General features: G+C 44.5%; 13 protein-coding genes. 3 read left to right on the forward strand and 10 right to left on the reverse strand.

Annotated elements, in window-relative coordinates; genetic code table 11:
* Positions 1-447 precede the first annotated feature (447 nt).
* Together H6F66_RS04930 and H6F66_RS04935 are read right to left on the reverse strand one after the other, a co-directional pair.
* A complete protein-coding gene (locus H6F66_RS04930) occupies positions 448-2859 on the reverse strand; it encodes a hypothetical protein (RefSeq protein WP_190418813.1) in 2412 nt (803 codons plus the stop codon).
* Between the two features lie 169 nt (positions 2860-3028).
* Complete coding sequence (locus H6F66_RS04935; protein ID WP_190418815.1) at positions 3029-3259, reverse strand: DUF4926 domain-containing protein; 231 nt, start codon at positions 3257-3259, stop codon at positions 3029-3031.
* Positions 3260-3333: 74 nt separating this feature from the next.
* Here H6F66_RS04935 and H6F66_RS04940 point away from each other — a divergent pair, with 74 nt between their 5' ends.
* Entirely contained in the window at positions 3334-3474 is a 141-nt protein-coding gene (locus H6F66_RS04940; protein ID WP_190418817.1) for a hypothetical protein, read from the forward strand.
* Here H6F66_RS04940 and H6F66_RS04945 read toward each other — a convergent pair.
* From H6F66_RS04945 to H6F66_RS04955, 3 genes are all read right to left on the reverse strand, one after another.
* The gene (locus H6F66_RS04945; protein ID WP_190418819.1) at positions 3471-4019 is read right to left on the reverse strand and encodes a Uma2 family endonuclease; all 549 of its coding nucleotides are present in this window, start codon (positions 4017-4019) and stop codon (positions 3471-3473) included. The genes H6F66_RS04940 and H6F66_RS04945 overlap by 4 nt on opposite strands.
* Before the next feature lie 173 nt (positions 4020-4192).
* Positions 4193-5011: an SAM-dependent methyltransferase gene (locus tag H6F66_RS04950; protein ID WP_190418822.1), complete on the reverse strand. Its 819-nt coding sequence runs from the start codon at positions 5009-5011 to the stop codon at positions 4193-4195.
* Positions 5012-5128: 117 nt separating this feature from the next.
* Positions 5129-5908 carry an aminoglycoside 6-adenylyltransferase gene (locus tag H6F66_RS04955; RefSeq protein WP_190418824.1) on the reverse strand — a complete coding sequence of 260 codons (780 nt, stop codon included), beginning with the start codon at positions 5906-5908 and terminating at the stop codon, positions 5129-5131.
* A 110-nt stretch (positions 5909-6018) separates the two neighbouring features.
* On the opposite strand from H6F66_RS04955, the gene H6F66_RS04960 reads away from it, so the two are divergent.
* Positions 6019-6879, forward strand: coding sequence for an SMP-30/gluconolactonase/LRE family protein (locus H6F66_RS04960; protein ID WP_190418826.1), 861 nt, complete (start codon positions 6019-6021; stop codon positions 6877-6879).
* 107 nt (positions 6880-6986) lie between these two features.
* Positions 6987-7679, forward strand: a complete 693-nt coding sequence (locus H6F66_RS04965) for a Uma2 family endonuclease (RefSeq protein ID WP_190418828.1) — start codon at positions 6987-6989, stop codon at positions 7677-7679.
* 39 nt (positions 7680-7718) lie between these two features.
* Here H6F66_RS04965 and H6F66_RS04970 read toward each other — a convergent pair whose 3' ends face one another.
* The 5 genes from H6F66_RS04970 to H6F66_RS04990 form a co-directional block, all read right to left on the reverse strand.
* Positions 7719-8588, reverse strand: coding sequence for a fructosamine kinase family protein (locus H6F66_RS04970; RefSeq protein ID WP_190419037.1), 870 nt, complete (start codon positions 8586-8588; stop codon positions 7719-7721).
* Between the two features lie 243 nt (positions 8589-8831).
* On the reverse strand, positions 8832-10412 hold the full coding sequence (locus H6F66_RS04975; protein WP_190418830.1) for a glycosyltransferase: 1581 nt from the start codon (positions 10410-10412) through the stop codon (positions 8832-8834).
* A 121-nt stretch (positions 10413-10533) separates the two neighbouring features.
* Entirely contained in the window at positions 10534-11973 is a 1440-nt protein-coding gene (gene xylB / locus H6F66_RS04980) for a xylulokinase (RefSeq protein WP_190418832.1), read from the reverse strand.
* Between the two features lie 126 nt (positions 11974-12099).
* The gene (locus tag H6F66_RS04985; RefSeq protein ID WP_190418834.1) at positions 12100-15645 is read right to left on the reverse strand and encodes a PAS domain S-box protein; all 3546 of its coding nucleotides are present in this window, start codon (positions 15643-15645) and stop codon (positions 12100-12102) included.
* Positions 15646-15726: 81 nt separating this feature from the next.
* Entirely contained in the window at positions 15727-21294 is a 5568-nt protein-coding gene (locus tag H6F66_RS04990) for a PAS domain S-box protein (protein WP_190418837.1), read from the reverse strand.
* Positions 21295-21522 lie beyond the last annotated feature (228 nt).

Below are 21522 nucleotides of genomic sequence, written 5' to 3' on the forward strand. Positions count from 1 at the left end.
GTCCCTGACCCTCAGCCTGCCGTTGCTTGCCAGCGACAATCTAATGAGTCCCTAAAGCGCGAATTCACCGTTCTTAGCCACATTCCCGCTTCTTAGTTTTGTCAGTCAATCAGCCCATGTTCCTTAATCTGACTGGGAAGCGAGCCGAGTTGAGCGGTTCAAGTCGGTTGACTCAGCTGAGTATTACGAGATTGTGGTGTGTTATTGCCTTTATTCACCGCTTGAGTCGGAGTGGAAGAAGTTACCTAAGATTGGTGTTTTGCAAGAGGGTTAACTTTAAATTTCATCACTTGACGAGCGAGACGTTGTTCGCGATAAGCAGACTACGAAACCTAATGGCTAAATTGAGCGACAGCAGCTCTTTTTTACTACCACACTATGGACTTTCGCCCGTCTGCTCAAATGCAGCGTTAGTTTGCAAGTACCACAATTCGCATGAAGTTGATCTCACGCTTTTAACTCTGATTCCCATTGCTTTAAAATCTCTTTGTCGAAAAGACCCTTTGAGCCAACTGCACCACCATAGTGACTAGGTGATTCGCCTACAGTCCATTCATTTGACAAAGCTTGTTCCTCAACTAATAGATCGCCTAGATTTATTTTTCTTGGTTCAATACCGTCTGAGTTTCCCCACAGATGTATTCTTCCATTTAATGCAAGATGCAAACCAATACTTTGACCTCTAGCCATATCCTTTAAATCAGCTATGATGTTAAGTAAATTAGATATGTTAGATACATTTGTAAACACACCCAGAACAATTGCACTTGCGCCTATACGCTTTGCTACATCTAAGTTCTTCTTTAAAGATTCTCTAGTACGCTCAATTTGTTCTTTTATGCTATTTTCTATTTCCTTCTCGTCAGCTTCTTTTTTAGTGAAAAGGGACTTGCACTCTGAAATTATTAACGCCTCTTCTGTTAGGCAGAATAAATCGACTTCAGCAAATTTAGTTTTATTTTCAACATTAAAGAAATCTCCACCAAACTGAATAAGGCTAGAACTTGAAGATGGAATCCTTATAAGTGTAGCTGCTGTCATTAAAACTGCTAAGCCTCCCTCTCGTATTAGCTGAGCTGCAAGCTCGTTAGGCTTATACGTAAATTCTAAATCATCTAAGGGTAGCTGTTCTCTTTCATAGCAGCCTTTGCACTCAATGAATTCTCTAATTTCTTCTATAGAAAACCAAGTTTTTAGATTGCAATTCTGACATCTATGAGAATAACCACGACGCAATAAGTCACTTGCCAATAGTGGCTTAAGTTTTTGATTAATTATTTTGTTGGCCTCTTCTTGATTAAAGCTACGTTTTTTGATGAGAGCAGAGAGAATCTTGCTCCTATTCAGACCTTCTCGATCTCCTCTATCAGCGCTAAGGACGGATATAATATCTACCCCTCCGTCATTAATAAGGCTTGTTACTTCTCCAATTCCACCTAATCGCTTAACTAAACCTTGAGCATAGCGAGTGTGTTCATTAGCTTTAACTTCAAATCCAAGTTCTTTAAGCAGTCGAGTAATAATGACATTATCTGGATGTATAAAGAAAAAACATTCTTTACCAGGTAATGCTAATCCTGCAATTCCTTTAACTGCCGCCCGAATAGGTAAATCTTGCCGTAACCAATGTTTCCCAAAATTCTCTCTATTAGTTTCTGAATAGTCAAGTCTCCACAGCTCATTAGTAAGTAAATGTGAATTTCCTAAAGTATGAGGGCAGAAGAATTTCCTACCAGATCTAAATTTTACCTCTGCATCATAACCAAAAGTAAAGTTTGTATTTTCATGCCCAACTGGAGTACTTAAGTCAAAGCGAACACAACCTTCTGATGTAACTGTTCTTGTGATTTCGATAGCCTTACCTGAGGATAAGGTACCAGGAACCCAATCGAAACGAAAATCTTGATAGGTTATTTTTACTAAAACTTCTTTGCCACCCTCTAGAAAAATGTTCTTTAAAAACCTACACAATTCTAATGCTTTTTCACGACTAAAAGGTGTTGTAATATGGATTGCTCGAATATAGGGCATGAACTTAATAATCTGCAAGGCATAAGTTTTAATATTTTCCAAAAATTTTTTTCTAGAAAAGAAAATTTTATTGTATGGAAACATCCACCGACAATTCCAAAATGCAGTTGCAATACCGAGATCGCTGCCATCATCTAGAAATATGCAAAGAGTTTCTTCGTCATTTGTTTCCATGATATAACTATTAAAATCATAACTTTTTCCAGTTTTAACTAAAGTTAAATCATAAGGACTTTTAAACTTTGTTATTGTTAGCAATGCTCTAAATAAAAAGTTTATATTTTCTAAATGAGAAAACGTACTAGCTCCTAGATATTGAACTAAGTAATCACAATATGATTTTGTTGGCAGTCCTGCGTGTAAAGCACTTTCTAAATTAAAGGGATTGTTTGTAGCGAGCAGACGAATACCAATATCTTCTGTTCCGTTTTGATATATTGCTGAGAGAACTTTACTAATATGAGATAGCGAACCAGCAGCTAAGTGAAGTAAATCCCTGCTAGCAATATCAATATGGCGTTGAATCTCAACTTTTGAGATAGGTCTAGCTAAAATTGGTAGCTTTTCCAACACCTGAGATACTGGTAAAGACCGTTCTTCTCTAGGAATAAAAATGTAATCCGGATTCATCCACTCAAGAGTAGATGTAAAGCTATTTAGTTCTTCATCATTCTCAGGTAGTGGTAGGATTGCATTTGCAGCACCTCCCCACATATGTGTATATAAAGCTATTGCGTCGAGTAACTCATCTCTGTTACGGACTAGATATGCACAACGTAAGGGGCGTGATTTTATTTTGAGCGTTACTTCGCGATCCTGAAGTTCCATATTTCTGTTAAGTGTTTATCGGTAACACAATTTATAGCAAATGAAGGCAACGGAGATTCATCCTAACCCTCAACAGTAGCTATCGCGCTTCGCGATCGCCCCTTTCCCTCTTAACTCCACTCACCCAAAGCCGAGACAGCACGAGAAGCGATCGCATCTGTTAACCTTATTAAGCTGCAACATCACCAGATACTGGCTCAAAGTGTAGCACCATAATCTGATCTGGACGTAGACCAAGAGACTCGTAAGTTCGCCCACTGCGATCGCTAAATTCAACTTCAAACGCCCTATCATCGGCGAGGATTTCAACAACTGTACCCACTTGCCCACGCCAGAGATTTAACTCAGGCAAATTGACTGTAAGAGCAACTACATCTAACAACTTGATTATATCCGTCATATCAACCTCCAACTCTTACAACGGGTAGACTGACACAAAAGGCTCAACCAAAAAGTCTCTCAACAGATACCTGGATGTCTGGAAATGCCAACGGCGCAATCGCGTCTTTACCCCTGAGACTTCACTCTCCCAAAACCAAGGCAGGACGAGATGCGATCGCGTTTTTCTATAACGTAGTGACCATTTTGGGTTCTCGAAATCCTCTACTCGTCTAATTGCTAACAATCGAATCTATCGATATAGCTACCTCTGGAAACGTTAATGGGTAAATTGTCCCTCCAGATAGCGTGAACTTTGAAGCATACTCCCCATCTTGGGGGTCGCGAAATATTACAAGCTGTCTTCTCTTAAGGTTGACCACCCAGTATTCAGGGATTTTTACTTCAGCATAGACTTTACTTTTTGTCTGTAAATCTTTATCTAAGGTTGAATCTGAGTATTCAATCAACCAGAAAATATTTTCAGGATAAGGGTGATGCTCTAGGTACTCACGCCCCAACCGTTGCACAATGGCAATGTCAGGCTCAGGTTCAGAGTCATTCGGAAGTGTAATCGGCTTGCTTTGGCGAATCATAGCGCAATCGCCCAACAATCGAGTCAGATATTCCCCTGCTTCACTACTGAAATAAGCGTGCGGTTCACCTTCCGGTGACATCTCTACAATTTCTCCTTTGAGCAACTCCACACGGCGATCGCGCAAAATCCCCGCTTCGATCATGCGGTGATAATCATCCACAGACCATTTTGCTAACGTTTTCATCGCTCCAATCGCTCATTATCATAAGATTGACTTAATTCTATAGCCTTTCAATTGGAGCGATCGCATCTTTACCCTTCAAACTCCATTCTCCCAAAACCAAGGTAGCACTCTTAAGCCGCGCCTTTCACGGAACTAATCAAAAGCCCGGAACACATCCATTAAGCCAACCTATTTTAACCTTCTAAAGTACATACAAAGTAAAAATTGAAAATATTAGATTCTAGTGAACTATGAGGACGATATCTTTTGTATAAATCGGCTGTTGAAAAGTTTTCGCTAACTTTTAGGTTTAACTCTTCAGCAAAGTTATCAATATTTTCAAAGCCAGTCAGCCACGGTGCGCCCATCTTTTCCAACTCATCTCTGTAATCATTAATCTCCTGATAACCAGTTGTCCTTAAAATTACTCCTTCAGTAAAATAATCTAAGGATAACTTGAAGTTTTTCACATTGTCCCGAATCTGTTTTAGTACAAAAATTATTTCATCCTTAGTTAGATACGTAATATTCCCTTCCCATAAAAAATATGTCGGCAGATTAAAATCAAAGTTGTTCTTAGCAAGCAAAGCAATTAAATCGTCTTTTACATAGTCCCCCGGAATATATTTCACATTTGCTGAAATTTTGTTTTGTTTTAAACTTTCTTCTTTTAATAGAAGAGTATTTTGATTATCTATTTCAAAAAAAACTACTTTTTCCGTACCTTTCCTGACAGCACGGGTATCTAAACCAGAGCCTAAAATAACCACTTGCTGATAACCAAGGGAAATTTGAGTTGATAATACATCATCAAAATATTTTGTCCGTATTTTTACCATATCTTTTGCCGGAGGAAAGGTTTTAACTATCTCCTTAGCAACTTTTTTTGTTTCATCATTAAGAAAAAGTTTAACGATTTCATCGGTGTAAAGAGGATTGTTTTCCTCACTTCCTTCAACTCTAAGCTCAGCGATGATAAAAGCTGTTCCGCTGACATTTTTAATTTCTGTCATGCCTGCTCCCGAAAAATTTAGTTAAATTTATAGAAATTGTACTTGATTCGTGAAGATAGCTTTCTAAACAAACCGCAAAGACGCTGCATAGCGCTAAAGCAAGATAGGAAGACAAATTCATAAATGAGTTAGGTTTGCTCTAGTTATAACCTCTTCTGCACGAGGTAAAGTTTCCGCAAAAATCAATTCGGCAAGTTGCTGTTTTTTTGTTAAATCGGCAAGATCCCTAACACAATAAAGGGGTTCCATACGAGCAATGACCTCTGGGGGAAAGTCTCGGCTAAAATACTTTGTCTGAAAATCGTATCTATAAGGTCGATAAACCATTCCCATAAGTTCTACTAAGGGTGGAAGAGTGTAAGAGTGGTAGTTAGCAATAGCCTCTACTAAACGTCCGCGATTTATCTCTTTTTTAACAAATATTTGCAAAAAATCAAAAGTATTTTGAAGATGATAGAATCTGGCTTTCATTTTGGAGAAATGTTCGCTTAAATTCAAAGGAGGTACAACTAAGAGATTGGCTTTGTCGAAGGCAACTATTATTTCTCCATGTCGCTCCATCTCTAAAAAATGATTGGGACTACTGCGCTTCATCACTGCAAAATCTATCAATAAGAAGGAACTTGCAGCTTCTAACTGATAAAAGCACTGCGAATGACCGTGCCATGTTGGTTCAGGGACTCGGAAATTAAACTTAATTTCCGATATTGTTAAGAGAGATTTTTCAAGGAGGTTAAATGTTTCTTCAACATAATTGTCCTCAACAATTGCTACAATGTCGATGTCTGACCACTCATCTGTATAACCGTGGGCTGCGGAACCTCCCTGCCATAAAGCTAAGATAAAATCTTTTGGCTGTAAGGTCGCAATAATTGTTTCTAAAATTCTTTTCCTCATTGTCTGGACTATTAACTACTTAACATTAAGCAATTAAGATTGCGATCGCTACTGACTAGCGATGCTCTAAAATTGCAACTGCACTTTTTTATTGATCCTATACTCAAAGAATGGCAACACCATCTATCCTCGCAGACTACCAATGCCACAATGCCGAAGGCCCCCTGTGGCACCCACTTGAGAAGCGCCTCTACTGGAGTGACATCACCACAGGTCGCTTGTTCCGCTACGATTATGCCAGCAAAACCCACGAGCAAATTTACTCTGGGGAAGCTGTCGGCGGTTTCACTATTCAACAAGACGGTTCACTACTTCTATTTAAAGCTCGTGGAGCCATTGAGCGCTGGGAAGAGGGGAAAATTACCACCCTGATTCCCGAAATTCCCGACGAACGCGAAACCCGCTTTAATGATGTAATTGCTGACCCCGCAGGGCGGGTTTTTTGTGGGACGATGCCAGCACCTAATCGTCTCGGTCGCCTCTACCGCCTGGATACAGACGGTTCTCTCACTAAAATACTTGACGGTCTGGGTGTCTCTAACGGCATGGGATTCACCCCCGACCACAAGCAGCTTTACCACACGGACTCCGATAAACGGGAAATTTATAAGTTCGACTACGACCAATTTAGCGGCAATATTACCAATCAGCGCGTTCACATCACCACGCCAGAAGATGAAGGTGTCCCCGATGGGATGACTGTTGATGCCGAAGGTTATATTTGGTCGGCGCGTTGGGATGGGGGACATTTGTTTCGCTACACTCCCGATGGTACAGAAGTTTTACGCATTCCTTTCCCAGCAAAAAAGGTGACAAGCGTCACGTTTGGCGGCCCAGATTACACTGATATTTACGTTACTACGGCAGGCGGTGACAACCGCGATGAGGAAGGCGCAGGAGCTGGGGCGGTGTTTCACCTTAATCTTGGTATTCAGGGTGTGCCAGAATTTCTGTCTAGAATTAATTTTTAAAATGGTAAAAAGAGACAAAAATCATGAGTCTGGAAAATAGCGATCGCTATTTCCACCCTATTTAAAATTTTGTCGTAATTTATTGCGCGAGAGCAAGCTAAAATCCAATGACTATCTTTTCGCAACTTGACTCCGATCTACTCTATCCCGACAGTGACGGCAAACCAATGGCAGACGATACGGAACAGTATCGTTGGATAGTCATTATAAAAGAGAATTTAGAGATTTTGTTCGCCGCCATTAACGATGTTTTTATTGCGGCAGATTTGCTGTGGTATCCTGTCAAATCCAAGATAGTTTCTCCGACTGCACCCGATGTCATGGTTGTATTCGGCAGACACAAGGGGAAACGTCGTTCTTATCGTCAGTGGCAAGAAGATAATATCCCGCCCCAAGTTGTTTTTGAGATACTTTCTCTCAGCAACAATCAAGAAGAGATGGATCGCAAGCTGGAGTTTTACGATACTTACGGTGTCGAAGAATACTACCTGTATGACCCAGAAAGCTATGAATTAGAAGGATGGTTGCGGCAAGATCAACATCTGACAAAACTTTGGCAAATGGATGGCTGGACGAGTCCCCGCTTAAGAATTCGGTTTGCAACTGGACAGGGAGAGTTGGTAATTTATCGTCCAGATGGGCAGAGATTTTTAACTTCAGTCGAACTACAGCAACAGGTAGAACAGGCCCAGTTGTTGCTACAGCAAGAACGTCTTCGGGCTGAACAAGAACGTCTTCGGGCTGAACAGTTGGCTGCGTACTTGCGATCGCTTGGCGTTGACCCTGACAATCTCCCATAAGCAAATTATTCCTGCCAGGATAGAGTGTTAAGCTCAACATCAAATTGAACGCAATATCTGTTCAATCATCCCCGACGCTTGCGACTCATAACCGCCGCCAAAAAGATTAAAATGATTCAAAATATGATACAGATTATACAGAGGTTTCCGCCGCTCGTAGCCTGGATCTAAAGGAAAAACTTCGTTATAGCCGCGATAAAAGGCTGTTGGGAAACCGCCAAAAAGTTCCGTCATCGCAATATCAACCTCGCGATCGCCATAATACGCCGCCGGGTCAAAAATCACAGGTTCCCCTTCCACAGTACAACTCACATTTCCCCCCCACAAATCGCCGTGAACCAGCGATGGTTGAGGCTGACGATCTGCCAATAGTTCAGGAATTGCCTCTAGTAACCGTTCCTGATTGGGAAAATGACCGCCGCGACGCTTCGCCAGCCCAAATTGATAACCCAGCCGATGTTCAACGTAAAATTCTCTCCAAGTTGCTTTCCAGGTGTTGATTTGCGGCGTAGAACCAATCGTATTATTTCTGTCCCAGCCGAAAGCATCTTTTCCCACCCATTGGTGCATTCCTGCCAATTGCTGTCCCATTTTCTCCCAAGATTGGGTATTGCCACGTCCTAGTTCCAACCACTCCAGAACTAGATAGGCAGAATTGCCTTCAGTACCCCAGCAAATCGGTTTCGGGACGCGGATGCTGTTAGTTTCCAGCATTTGCTGTAAACCCAACGCTTCTGCTTCAAACATATGAACCAGAGAAGCTTGGTTGAGTTTAACAAAATAAGTACGCTGCCCATCGCTGATGGCATAACCTTGATTGATACAGCCACCGCTAACCGAACGCTGCTGTGACGAAAGAAACTTTTCGCCAGTCAGCTGAGTAATACGAGCATCTATTTGTGTCCACATCATGGAAATAATTTTAACGCTATCGTAACGCCAAGGGAAGCGCTCTCGCTACGCAAAGAAGGGTAGTAGTAATTTAGTGAAAAAATCACTGCCCTTGCCACTAACCGACTCAAAGACCAGAAGATTGCCGTGTTGTCGTTGCATCTGTTGCAGTTGTTTTTGGTGTATGTCAACACTCCTGAAATAGTTGGAGTGGTTGCCATCATCTGAGCGTTTCATACCTTCAGTAGTATCATCTCAGTTTTAGTTCTTTAGCCCAAGGTATTGCCGCCAAAATATAGTAGATGTCATCTCCTTTGAAGCACTTTTCCATCCTCTACTTACGGATGACCATTCAATACTACTTTCAGCAGCAACTTTAAACCACCTAGTCAAAAGCTTAATACCAGCTAATTCATCTATCTCATTTTGGTCATTATAGCTTTTACTAAGCTTTAAAATGTTTAAATGCAAGACTTCCGGCTCAGAGTTTTTAATAAAATCTGGCCCTTTTATATAGTCTTCAAAAGATTTTATAACCATTTCTGTATGATTATAATCAAAGCTTGATAAAGACTGAAGTATTACTTTTGTAAAATGCTGAACTGTATCCATATATCCTATCGAATAATGGATGGCATAAGTTATTAAATCATTGCGAATATAATAATAAGTTTCCCAATTTATTTTTTTTGCAGAAGCAGGTTGATGCCACACAGCTATGGAGGGAAAAGCTACTATTTTGTTACCCAACTCATTAATTCTTAAACAAAACTCTATATCATCTATCTTGATAAATAAAGGCAGCGGCAATTTTATTTTTTCAACAACTTCTTTAGAAAAAGAGAAAAACCAAAATCCCCCATAATCTATATGTTCTTCCAGCAGTAACCTGTTGAGAGAACTAGAACTTCGTAGATCAATATTATGATTTGCGGCGGTTAATGACCCAGGCGCAAATCCTCTAGTTTTAGAATCTTCGTTGTACGTTGCTCCTGCTTCATACAACATATGCTTTTTCTGTAGATTTAGCAGTCCTCCAGCTACGGCAAAATCAGTCTTGGCGTACTCATGTAAAGAAAATAACCTATAAATACATTGACTTTCTAACTCTATATCATCATCCATAAGCAAAAAATGAGAGTAGGTGTTCTCCTCTAAAGCTTCAATTAACCCTCTAGTAAAACCACCACTTCCACCCGCATTTATATTGGGAACCAGTTTCAGCTTTGCCTCTGTAAAATCAGCTTTGTCTAAAGTTCTACCATTATCAACCACAAATATTTTGAAGTCCTTAGTTTCTAGTAATTCATCTTGAAAAATCGTAGCTAAGGTATTTTTTATATAATCCTCTTTTTTGAAGGTGCAAATGACAATTCCTAATGATACATCTGTAGTTTTATTTTCATCTGTTGCTATCCACGCCTCTTTAAAGGCACCCTGTTCACTAGAACAGGTTATTTCAAAATATATTCTGCCAGCTTTTTCATCTTGAAGAAGATTTATTGGTAAGATTTTTACAGGATCTGAAAATTGACATTTCTCAAAGTTTTGCTCAGAAATAATTTCTCTGTTGTTTTCTCCATTAACTTCTCTGTAAACAGAAACTTGAAAATCTCCTTCAAGTTTCAGCAAATAGTAGATAGAGCTAAGAGTTATATATTTAGTATAAAATCTTTCGTAAAATGAATTAAAGTAAGAATTTGAGGAGACAATACCACCCTGACTTAAAACAACTTTTTTGTCATCTTCCTGGTAGTTGATAGATGCAGATTCATTACACTGGATGTATAAATCAGAAGTATCGGCTGATTTGGGAAGGTTTATTCCACCTACTATGTTCATGTAATATCTATTGATTCTCTTAGTAAACTAACTTCTTTGATTGACTGATCTTAAACAGCCTTATTTTAATAATGTATTAATAAATACGTTCTGGTGATTCCCCCGCGAGGCATAACTTTTATCAGAGTTTTTTAAGTCGTGGATAAAGGGATTGATATCGCATCCAAGCCTCTTCTAGGGCTGAATCAACTGAGTGGGGAGTTGCAGCAAGCGTTGGTGTAACTGCCAGTTTGATGGTGTCATTAGCATCTGCGTATATGCCAATTCCGATACCCGCCAGTAGAGCAGCACCACGCGCGGAAGCAGCCGTAACTGTTGTTGCATAGAGGGGTATTCTCAATACATCAGCCAGTAATTGTTTCCAAGGCATTTCTGCCGTTCCACCGCCTGCTAAACGCACTTGTGTCGCTTGAAAATTTGTTGCCTCAAGAGCCTCAAAACCTTGTCGCAAGGCAAAAGCAACTCCCTCTAAAGCTGCCCGCATCATGTGCGCCTGTGTGTGATGAAGTCCCAGTCCTACCCATGCCCCACGTATATATGGGTCAAGGTGTGGAGTTCGCTCACCTGTGAGGTATGGCAAAAATGTTAACCCTTCACATCCTGGGGGAACAGAAAACGCTTTAGTATAGACTTCCTGCCAACTCAAGCCCAGGATACCTCGTACCCACTCAAGTGCTAACCCCGCATTTTGCATTGCGGCAAGGGTGTACCACTGGTTAGGTACGGCGGCTCGATAGAGATGTGTACGACCATGAGGATCGATAATGGGTTGGGAGCGAGGTGTAATGATTTGAGCGCCTGTGCCGATGGTTAGTTGAACTAATCCAGGTTCTAGTAGTCCGTTACCCAGTGCTGCTGCTGCCGTATCCGCAGCACCAGCGATAACAGGTAAGCCAACTCTTAAGCCAAGATGCTCTGAAGCATCAGTTGTTAGGTAACCTGCGATCGCACTAGAAGGGATAATTTTGGGTAACCAATCACAACGTAGATTCAGGGCTGAGATTGCATCCCTTGCCCAGTTGTCCGACACAACATCGTAAAGCAAAGTACCACTAGCGTCAGATGGTTCGGTTGCAACTTCTCCAGTCAGCCGTAACCGTAGCCAATCTTTTGGCTGGAGTGCCCAACGCGCTTCGGTGTAGACAGTAGGCTCGTATTCTCGTAGCCACAGCAAGGTTGGACCCGCCATTCCAGCCGTAATCGGGTTGCCCAAGCGCTCTAGAATAGCGGAATCGAGCGAATGATAAGCGTTAAGCGTGGCACTACGAGTATCTGCCCAAAGGATAGCAGGACGCAGGGGTTGACCTGACTCCGAAGCTAGGACAACACCGTGCATTTGTCCTGAAAGTGCGATCGCCTGTACTTGGTCAGTGTGATTTCCCACTGCCTTTCTAACAGCCTCGCCAACAGCTGACCACCAATCCCCTGGCTCCGATTCAGCCCATCCAGGGTAGGGTGCATGAACGGGATAGGAGCTTGATGCTTCACCTATAGTGGTTCCGTCTGTCGCTAGGAGCAATGCCTTAGCAGAGCCTGTTCCTAAATCTATGCCAAGCAGCATTAGGCTAGTCCTCAAGACGTGACATCCTCCCACACTATACTCAAAAGACATCTTCGATAATTAACCTGAGATTGTTGTAGCGAGGTAGCTGAATCTTAATTTCCCGCAGATGTCTAATACTCTCCCTTACCCAATTCGATGAAGCAATTGCTCAATTGTCTGCACTAACATTTCCGGTTCAACCGGCTTGGAAAGATGCCTGTGAAATCCGGCATCTAGGGCTTGCTGCTGATTGATTTCTCCAGCATAGGCAGTAAGTGCGATCGCGGGAATCTCTCCTCCCTCGTGTGTGGATAGTTGTCTGACTTGACGAATCAACATATACCCATCAATTTGTGGCATTCCAATATCAGCAATCAAAACATCTGGCTTAGATTTATCAAGTTGTTGTAGCGCCTCTGTTGCTGAAGATGCACAGATCACGGTGGCTCCCGCTCCCTCCAAGATAAATTGAACTAACTCTAAATTGTCTACTTCGTCATCGACTGCCAGGATACATAATCTAGCCAAGGGTGAAGTGTGAGCATTGAGTGATAGATTGTCTTTCTGGTCACTGTTTGCATGATTTCTCCTGGCTAACAACGGAAGTGTGACAGTAAATGTTGCTCCCTGTCCTTCTCCAGAACTTTCGGCTTTGGCAGTGCCACCATGTAGCTCAACGAGGCGACGCACGATCGCTAATCCCAGCCCTAACCCACCAAATGTTCTAGTAATACTGCTATCGGCTTGTCGAAACGTGTCAAAGACATAGGGAATAAACTCTGGCTTAATCCCTTTCCCCGTATCCCTGACTTGAATTTGAGCATAGGAATCAATCGTTTTTAGCTCAACTTCAACTCGACCTCCAGTTGGGGTGAACTTAATGGCATTGGTGAGCAGGTTCCAGACAACCTGTTGCAATCGGGCAGCATCTCCTAACGCCTCTCCCCCAGTCGATTCAAGCTGAGTTTGAATTTGAATGTTCTTCGCTTCGGCGGCTAGACGCACTGTTTCGATCGCGGCTGTAACAGTTGTTTTTAAATTAATTGGAGTAGAGTCCAAACTCAGCTTGCCTTGCAGAATACGAGAAATATCCAGCAAGTCCTCAATCAGTTGAACTTGTAGCTCAGCATTGCGTTCAATCGTTTCGAGAGCTGCCGCCGTCTTGCTGGAATCGAGGGTTCCCCTTCGCAGCAGTCGAGTCCAACCCAGAATCGGATTCAACGGAGTTCGCAATTCGTGCGACAAGACAGCTAAGAACTCATCTTTAATTCGGTTAGCTGCTTCTGCTTGTGCCCGTGCTTGCCGTTCTGATTCGTAGAGCCGTGCTCGGTCGATCGACTGCGCCGACTGCTGTGCCAGTGCCAAAACGAAAGCGCGATCGCTCTCGGAAAGTCGGGGAACAGTCGAAAAACTCAGCGATAGCCCACCAACGGCTTGTCCTTCAATCAACAATGGCACTGAAATCCAGGCTTCTGAACCCGCCTTGGCATAAGCTTCGGCTAAATGAGGATAACGGGCAATTCGGTTTTCAATAGTTTCTACCCAAACAGGTTGCCCACTTCGCACAGCTTCTGCGAGAGGATAGGGTGCATGAATTGAAAAACTACGCAGAAAGTCTCCTACGTGCTCATACCCGATCGCTTGAATAATCTCCAGTTCGCTCGCATCCTGGTTTAATACCGCAACCAAACCAGAACTCGCTCCCAGTGCGGACATTCCCTGTTCAATAATCACCTGAGCCACTTGAGCCGAGGTTAGCGATTCAGACAAAGCCGTCATCACCGCCAGCAGTCGAGCCGTCCGGTTAGCAGCGAGTTCGGCGGCTAATTTCGCTTGTTGTGTTTCCTTATAGAGACGAGCATTATCAATGGCGATCGCTGCTCGCTGAGCCAAATCTTCAGCCAGACCAATGTCTTCCAGGCGATAGCGGCGATCGGATTCAGTAAACACAAAGGTAATGCTACCCAACACGCGCCCGCGTGCCTGTAGCGGTGCAATGATGCAGGACTTTAACCCAACTCCACGTAAGATTTCCAGGTATTCAGCATTCGGCACTGTGGCAACTAACTGTTCATCTTTAATCTCGCTCCCAATTTCAACCTGTCCTGTTTGCATGACTTTAGTAATGCCATACCCATCATCGAGATGTCTGGGAAAGCGTTGAGCCAATTCCCAGCCCAACTTCACTTTTTCGGGATCTGAATGAGCAACTGCAACACGACTGATTGTGCGATCGTCATTCAGCAGATCGACACTACACCAATCTGCAAAATAAGGAACTGCCAGCTTTGCAACGCTTTGGAGGGTTTGTTCATACTCCAGTGAAGAAGAAAGAACAGCACTCACTTGGGCTAAAAATGCTGATTTTTGCTGAGAATTCTCTGCTACGGCACGGGCTGCCTGTTCTTGAACAAGCTGTACTCGTTCTTCTTCGGTTTGCTTGCGCTCAGTAATGTCGCTTAAAGCAGCAATGACATTGATAATTTGCCCTTCTTCGTCTAACAAAGGGGAAGCATTGATCGAGAGAATCGTGCGGGTGCCATCGGCATGGTTAATGGCATGTTCAATACCATAAATAGCCTGACCTGTTTGCATCACCCGCGCGAACGGCAGTTCATCTTCTGGGAAAGGATGACCATCCACGGTTGTAATGAACCAGGATGGATCGTTATAGTCTCGCTCCACAATGTCACTGCGAGTCAATCTTAAAATCCTCTCTGCTGCCCTATTTGCCGCAATAATCTGTCCGGTAGAATCTAGAATGGTGATGCCATCAGGAATAGTTTGGAAGATGCTCGATAATTGCGCTTCACGCTCGCGCAGAGCAGTTTCTGCCTGCTTGCGTTGTGTAATGTCGTGCATCACGACAACAGCACCCTGTTTTTCGCCGTTGGCGGCAATAATCGCCTGTCCAGTTGCTAACAGCGTTCGGGCAGTTCCCTGCTGCGGAACAATCATCATTTCCACATCACGAACGTTCTGTCCTTGCAAGGCTTGGAACAGGGGAATATCCTCTGTATTCATGGGTGTTTTGCCGTCGGACAAATACAAGTTATAATACTCAGCCCATTGCTCCGGTGGAACTGGCTGTTGAGGCAATCCATGAAAATCCTTAGCGGCTTGGTTAAATACCGTCAATATGCCATCGGCATCGCAAGCCACAATGCCAGCTTGAACGTTATTTAGAATTGCCTTCAAAAAGTCCTGTTCTTTCTGAAGAGTGGCTTCCACCTGCTGGCACTTGGCGATTTCGGCTTTCAATTGTTGCTCGGCTTGAGATGTTTCGGTGGTTTCTTGGAAGTAAAGGAGTAAGCTATCTTCACTCTTGATTGCGCGAATTCTCAACCACTTGTTGAGTGAGGGATAGTGTTCTTCAAACTCGATTGCAGTTTGCGTTACGATTACTCGATGACAATGCTGATATAGCTCAGAGGTAGGATCGACCGAAAATACTGCCCATATATTTTTGCCGATTAGGTCTTGCCGCTTCCTATTTAAAAGCTGTTCTGCTTTACGGTTGACATAGGTGCAGTGCCACTGTGAATTAATGGAAATGAATGCCTCAGCCATATGATCTACGATCGCCGCAAATCGTGCTCCGCTCACTTGGCAGTCCGCACAAAACTCCTGAGTAAAATTTATGGTAAGCTCTTGTCGATGATTCAAGGAGTTTGTACGATCAACTTTCATTGTGGTGAGTCCTGCCTACTTACCTATTGTGTCAGTTATTTTGAGGGAATCAAGATACAACCTGCCTAAAATCTAAGTCCTTCAGTGTTTAAGCAAACGGGCGATCGCTTTTACCAATTCCTCTGGTTCAACAGGCTTGGAGATATGCATCCCAAATCCGGCAGCTAAGGCTTGCTGCTGATTGATCTCTCCAGCATAGGCAGTAAGTGCGATCGCAGGAATCATACCTCCCTTTTCAGGGGACCACTTTCTAATGTGCCGAATCAGGGAATAGCCATCCATCTCTGGCATCCCAATGTCACATAACAGCAAATCGGGGACAGATTGATTCAGGAGAGTCAACGCCTGTGTAGCCGAAGCGGCTGTCGTAACTTGTGCGCCAGATTGCGTTAAGGTGAATGCTGCCAACTCCCGCATATCTGCATCGTCGTCCACAACCAAGACATGAACACCTGCTAAGTCTGTCGCACTTTCTGGATGTCTGTCATCAGAAGAGGGTTCCGGCTCAACGATGTTTAACGGGAGCCCGATGGTAAATGTAGCCCCTAAGTTCTGTCCTCGGCTGTCTGCTTGAACGGTTCCTCCATGCAGTTCGGTAAAATGGCGGACGATCGCCAGTCCCAATCCTAATCCGCCAAATTGTCGGGTTGTTGTGCCATCTTCTTGACGGAAGTAGTCAAACACATAGGGTAAGAAGTCTGGACTGATGCCTTTTCCAGTATCTTTGACTTGAATCTGAGCATATGTACCGACTTGCTCTAGTTGCACCTCGATGCGTCCTCCGGTTGGGGTGAACTTCACGGCATTGGAGAGGAGGTTCCAGACTACTTGTTGGAGGCGATTTGTATCACCTGAAACCGTTCCTGAAATCGGATTAAATGTAGTCTGGATTTGAATGTGCTTGGCTTCGGCTGCTAGTCGTACCGTTTCCAGGGCGGCTTCAATCGTTGCCGCTAGATTCACAGGAGCAACGTTTAACGTCATTTTTCCTTGCAGAATGCGCGAGACATCCAACAAGTCCTCAATTAATTGCGCTTGCAGCTTGGCGTTGCGTTCGATCGTTTCCAGGGCTTGCTGGGTTTTTGTGGTATCGAGTCGCCCAGTTCGGAGCAATTTCGTCCAGCCCAGAATCGGATTGAGGGGCGATCGCAATTCGTGGGATAACACGGCTAAAAATTCATCTTTAATCCGGTTAGCGGCTTCTGCTTTGGCGCGATCGCGTTGAGCCACCCGGTACAACTGAGCATTGTCGATCGCCAAGGAAGCACGACGAGCCAATTCCTCTGCTAGTTGCAAATCTGCCGAGGTGTACTGTCGTTCAGATTCGGCACAAATAAAGGAGATGACCCCTAGAATTCGTGCCTGAGTTCGTAGTGGCACGGTCATTACAGATCTGAATCCAACCTGCCGTAGAATCTCTAAATGCTCTGAGTCACGCGCTGCCTGTACCAAAAGTTCATCGGGAATCTCTGGCACCAAATCAGGTTGTCCAGTTCGCAATGTATATGCAGCACCACGAGGGTCATCGGGATTTAGTGGATACTTATCTCTAATCTGATGTGCCCATTCCAGCTTGGCAGGGTCGATGTGAGCAACCGCAATCTGCTCGATCGCACCATCCTCTTCTATCATGTGAACCGTACACCAGTCCGCTAATTCCGGCACTGTAAGCTGCGCGACTCGCTCTAGAGTGGTTTGATAATCCAGGGAGGATGCAAGCACGGCACTTGCCTCAGAGAGAAAGTGTTGGGCAAGCTCTAATCTGACGCGCTCAGTCACATCGACTACATAGACTAAAACCCCTTCTACCTGACCATTTGAGTTAACAGTCGGAAGATAGTAAACGTTGTAGTAACCGGGACGGCGATCGCTGCGTCCGGGAACATTCACCGCAAAGTTTGGTGAAATGAAAGGATTTGCTGTGGTGTAGATCTGATGAAAGACTTCAACTAATTGAGGATCGGACTGGCCAAAAAGTTCTGCAATGGATTGTCCTAAGTGTTGTTCGCGGGTTAATCCATTAATTTCTGCTAAGGCTTCGTTGATGGCAATAAATCGCTGCTCGGCATCTAACAGGGCAAGTCCAATCGGGGATGTATTAAAAATAGTTGCCAATTGGTGCTGTGCGGCTTCTGCCTGAGAACGGGCAATGCGTTCGCGCTCTAGTAGTTGTTCTCGTTCCTGTTCCGCTTGCTTGCGTTCTGTGATATCAATGACGGCTCCGATCGAATGCTTGGGATTTCCCTGACTATCATAAGTAAGCTGCCCTCTCGCTTCGACCCAGTGAATGGAGCCATCTGACCAACGCAGGCGATATTCATGGTGATACTCTTTCTTGTCAGCTATGGCTTGCTGAAGTTTTGCCTCAGCTTCTGCTAGGTCATCAGGATGAACCCGACTTGCCCAAACCTTATAGCCCGGTTCGCACTCATTCGGTTTTAGCCCTAGTATCGTGAAGTGACCTTCTGACCAAAGCAAGGCATCGGTCTGCATGTCCCAGTCCCACGTTCCCATGCGTCCAACCTTCAGAGCGAGTTGCAGGTGAGCTTCACTTTCTCGCAATTCCTCTTCTGAGCGCGATCGCTCCACGGCTAGCCAGGTTTTTTGAGCAATTCGCTCCATCAGCACCACATCTTCCTCCGTCCAGTGGCGAACAGAGGCATGGTGCAACACTAACACTGCAACAAATCGCCCTTCTTTCACCAAGGGAACACATAGGAGAGATTTGGTTTGAATTGCGTCAAAGGCAGCACTCCCCGATCCGGCAGTCCGAGGATCGGCATCGACATCATCGACGACAATAGTTTTGCCCTGTTTTAATTCAGCAATAAGTTCAGGGCCAAATGAATCCATAGGATGGCTACCCACAATGCTGATGACACCATTGCAATAGTCGCGATCGACGATGACATATTCTTGAGTAGAATCAATTTCACCGTAGGTACAACGAGTAACTTGGAAGTGTTGCCCTGTCGAACAAACCACTTTCCACATAATTTCCTTGGGGTCTTGAATGGCACGAATCGCGTCATTCAATTCGATCAGGAATTGCTGCTGTCTCTCCTTGTCCTGAAGTTCTGCCAGTAATTCCTCAATCTGTTGCCTTGCCCGCACCTGGGCTGTCACTTCGATGTTATAAATCAAGACGCCCTGAATGGTTCCCTCAGCATCCCGCCAAGCCGGAAAGATACAGTTGAAAAATGCCTCTTCCAACACCCCATCGCCATTGCGATCCCAGTAAGTAGGTGACTCCTCCCGAATAAATGTTTCTCCCGTCCGGTGAACCTGTTCAAACGCTTCAAAGTAAATTTGCCCCTCTATCTCTGGGAAAACATCCCGTATTGATTTCCCAATAATGCCTGGAGTGCGTCCAGTCCCTTGCAGGTAGGTGGGATTGGCAAATTCATACACAAGATCGGCACCTTTAACAATGGCAATCATGGCAGGCAATTGCATCAGGATGTCATGCAACCGCTTGCGTTCGGTTTCGGCTTCGAGTCGGGCAGATTGTTCTCGTTTTAAAAGGCGATCGCGTTCTGCTTCGATCTGTTTGCGTTCTGTAATATCAACCGAAACGCCAATCATGCGAACTCCTTGCCCCGTCTCATCCCGATAGACTTGCCCCTGACTGTTGAGCCAGCGCACAACGCCGTCTGGACAGATTACCCGATACTCCGGTGCGTAGGACTGCTCTCCAGCCATTGCCCCTGCCGCCGCTTGGAGCACCCGTTGTCTATCCTCTGGATGAATGAGTGCAAAAAAATCTTCTCCTGGGCCTTCGTGAACACCCCAAACTTCTAGCGCATTAGCAGAACACACCACTCGATTGGTTTTTAAATCCATATCCCAGACAAACATCTGCGCTGCTGCAAGTGCTAACCGCAGGCGTTCTTCGCTCTCTCGTAATGCCTGTTCAACCTGTTTGTAATCCGTCACATCACGAGCAATACTCAGTACTGTTTCCACGGAGCCATCAGGAGCAAATTCAGGGACAATACGCGACTGATACCATCGACCACCATAAGAAGTCGGAAACTTAAATTCAATCGTCTGTTCGGAGCCTGTTGCAAAGACTTGCCGCCAACTGTCATACCAGACACCATAGATTTCTTCCGGCATTCCTAGCTCGGCATCAGTCTTGCCAAGAAATTGCTCTGATGGAATACCTGTTGCCAGTTCTATAGAAGGGCTGACATAAAGGTGGCGAAACTCTGCATCAATTCGGCTAATAATATCCGGGGCATTTTCAGCCACCATTTTGAACTGTTGCTCTCGCTGCCGCAGTTCTGATTCCAAGCGTTTGCGCTCTGTTAAGTCGATTAAGAAGCCTACACCTAAATTGTTGGGTTCTCCTAAATAGGCAGTCCCAATTAAAACGGGAACCCGGCGACCATCTTTACGAATGTATTCTTTCTCAAACGGCGCATGGCGACCAACTTGTTTCATCTGTGCCATTGCTTGCTCGTCTAAATGCCGAAACTCCGGTGGAGTAATCTCCAGGAAGTTTACCTCTCCCGATAAAACTTCTTCTCGCGTGTAACCTAAAGTTGCTAACCAAGCGTCGTTGACTTCCAGAATAGTGCCTTGAAAGTCGCCAATAATAATGCCAATGAGATTCGCCTCCAATAATCCTCGTAGCCGCGATTCGCTCTCGCGTAAGGCTTGCTCTACACGTTTGCGTTCGCGTAGCGCAGCTTGCTGTTCGCTCACGTCTTGGAAGATAGCAACAGCTGCAACAATCTGCCCCTGGTTATCTAAAATTGGTGCTGAGTTGACGTTAACGAAAATGCAGTTACCATCATCTCGATGAATTGCTATCTCTTCGTTGGTAACGACTTCACCTGTTTTTAGCGATCGCACCAATGGATACTCATGAGGGGCATAGAGTTGACCATCTAAGCGAGAGATTTCAGATGGAATAAGGGGTGCATAGTCCTCAATCTCAAGCAATTGTTCGTAGCCATACCCAACAATTTGCTTGGTTTGTTCGTTCGCCAGAACTAATTTACCGGATGCCGCATCGGCAATCATGACTCCAGCAGGCATTTGTCGCAAAACGGCTTCAAATCGGGCGCGTTCAATTTCAAGCTCGTGCAACAATTGTTCTCGTTCTGCCTCCGCTTGCTTGCGATCGCTCACATCCCGAAAATAAACCGCTACACCCTCCGCAGAGGGATAGGCATTCGCCTCTAACCAACGCTGAACCGGCTCCCCAAATTCTTCCCAGGAAACAGGAACCTGTTCCATCACTGCCCGATTTAGTTCCCGATAGGCAATTCCACCGACCAACTCAGGAAAAACCTCGTTCCAAACGTGCTTTCCCACTAGCTCTTCTGGCGTTTTGTGCAGGATTTTAGCCGCCGCCCGATTCACGTAGGTGTAGCGCCAGTTGCGATCGAAGGCGACAAAAGCATCCGTAATGCTTTCAAGAATCGTTGCTACCTTGCCCTCAGTTTCTTGGGCAGGGAACAACTGTTCGCTTTCAAGAGTGCGGGCAAAGCGTTCAATGACTTCAGAGCGAGAGATTCCTCGTTTATGAGCCTCTTGATCAAGCGATCGCCATGCTGTATTAGTCAGAGATACGCTAACTCGTTGTTTCGTCTCCGAGTTCCAATTGCTAACAAACTTGCCTGTGGCGTCGCGCTTCATAAAGAGTCATCCGTATGCATACACGGTCTTTTCCATTCAAGCCGAGTTACTCCCTGAGGAGAATCCGCCTTAAGACTGATGCTTTGGTGAGAGGGAAGATAGAAAAGAATGACCTCAATAAATATTGCGCTGTAGTGGCTGCTGAATTTCCCTTTGCACTCGTAGACATAGAGCTGGGCTAGACGGGAGAATCCCACGGCTTTAACGTAGTGCAGCCGTGGCAGTGTC

The organism is Trichocoleus sp. FACHB-6, from assembly GCF_014695815.1.
GTDB lineage: Bacteria > Cyanobacteriota > Cyanobacteriia > Cyanobacteriales > FACHB-T130 > Funiculus > Funiculus sociatus.

Coding starts and splice junctions, on each gene's coding strand:
- xylB (WP_190418832.1), bottom strand. CDS start 11,973: ATGCTGCTTGGCATAGATTTAGGAACAGGCTCTGCTAAGGCATTGCTC.
- H6F66_RS04970 (WP_190419037.1), bottom strand. CDS start 8,588: ATGTGGACACAAATAGATGCTCGTATTACTCAGCTGACTGGCGAAAAG.
- H6F66_RS04955 (WP_190418824.1), bottom strand. CDS start 5,908: ATGAGGAAAAGAATTTTAGAAACAATTATTGCGACCTTACAGCCAAAA.
- H6F66_RS04960 (WP_190418826.1), top strand. CDS start 6,019: ATGGCAACACCATCTATCCTCGCAGACTACCAATGCCACAATGCCGAA.
- H6F66_RS04945 (WP_190418819.1), bottom strand. CDS start 4,019: ATGAAAACGTTAGCAAAATGGTCTGTGGATGATTATCACCGCATGATC.
- H6F66_RS04930 (WP_190418813.1), bottom strand. CDS start 2,859: ATGGAACTTCAGGATCGCGAAGTAACGCTCAAAATAAAATCACGCCCC.
- H6F66_RS04975 (WP_190418830.1), bottom strand. CDS start 10,412: ATGAACATAGTAGGTGGAATAAACCTTCCCAAATCAGCCGATACTTCT.
- H6F66_RS04935 (WP_190418815.1), bottom strand. CDS start 3,259: ATGACGGATATAATCAAGTTGTTAGATGTAGTTGCTCTTACAGTCAAT.
- H6F66_RS04950 (WP_190418822.1), bottom strand. CDS start 5,011: ATGACAGAAATTAAAAATGTCAGCGGAACAGCTTTTATCATCGCTGAG.
- H6F66_RS04985 (WP_190418834.1), bottom strand. CDS start 15,645: ATGAAAGTTGATCGTACAAACTCCTTGAATCATCGACAAGAGCTTACC.
- H6F66_RS04965 (WP_190418828.1), top strand. CDS start 6,987: ATGACTATCTTTTCGCAACTTGACTCCGATCTACTCTATCCCGACAGT.
- H6F66_RS04940 (WP_190418817.1), top strand. CDS start 3,334: ATGTCTGGAAATGCCAACGGCGCAATCGCGTCTTTACCCCTGAGACTT.
- H6F66_RS04990 (WP_190418837.1), bottom strand. CDS start 21,294: ATGAAGCGCGACGCCACAGGCAAGTTTGTTAGCAATTGGAACTCGGAG.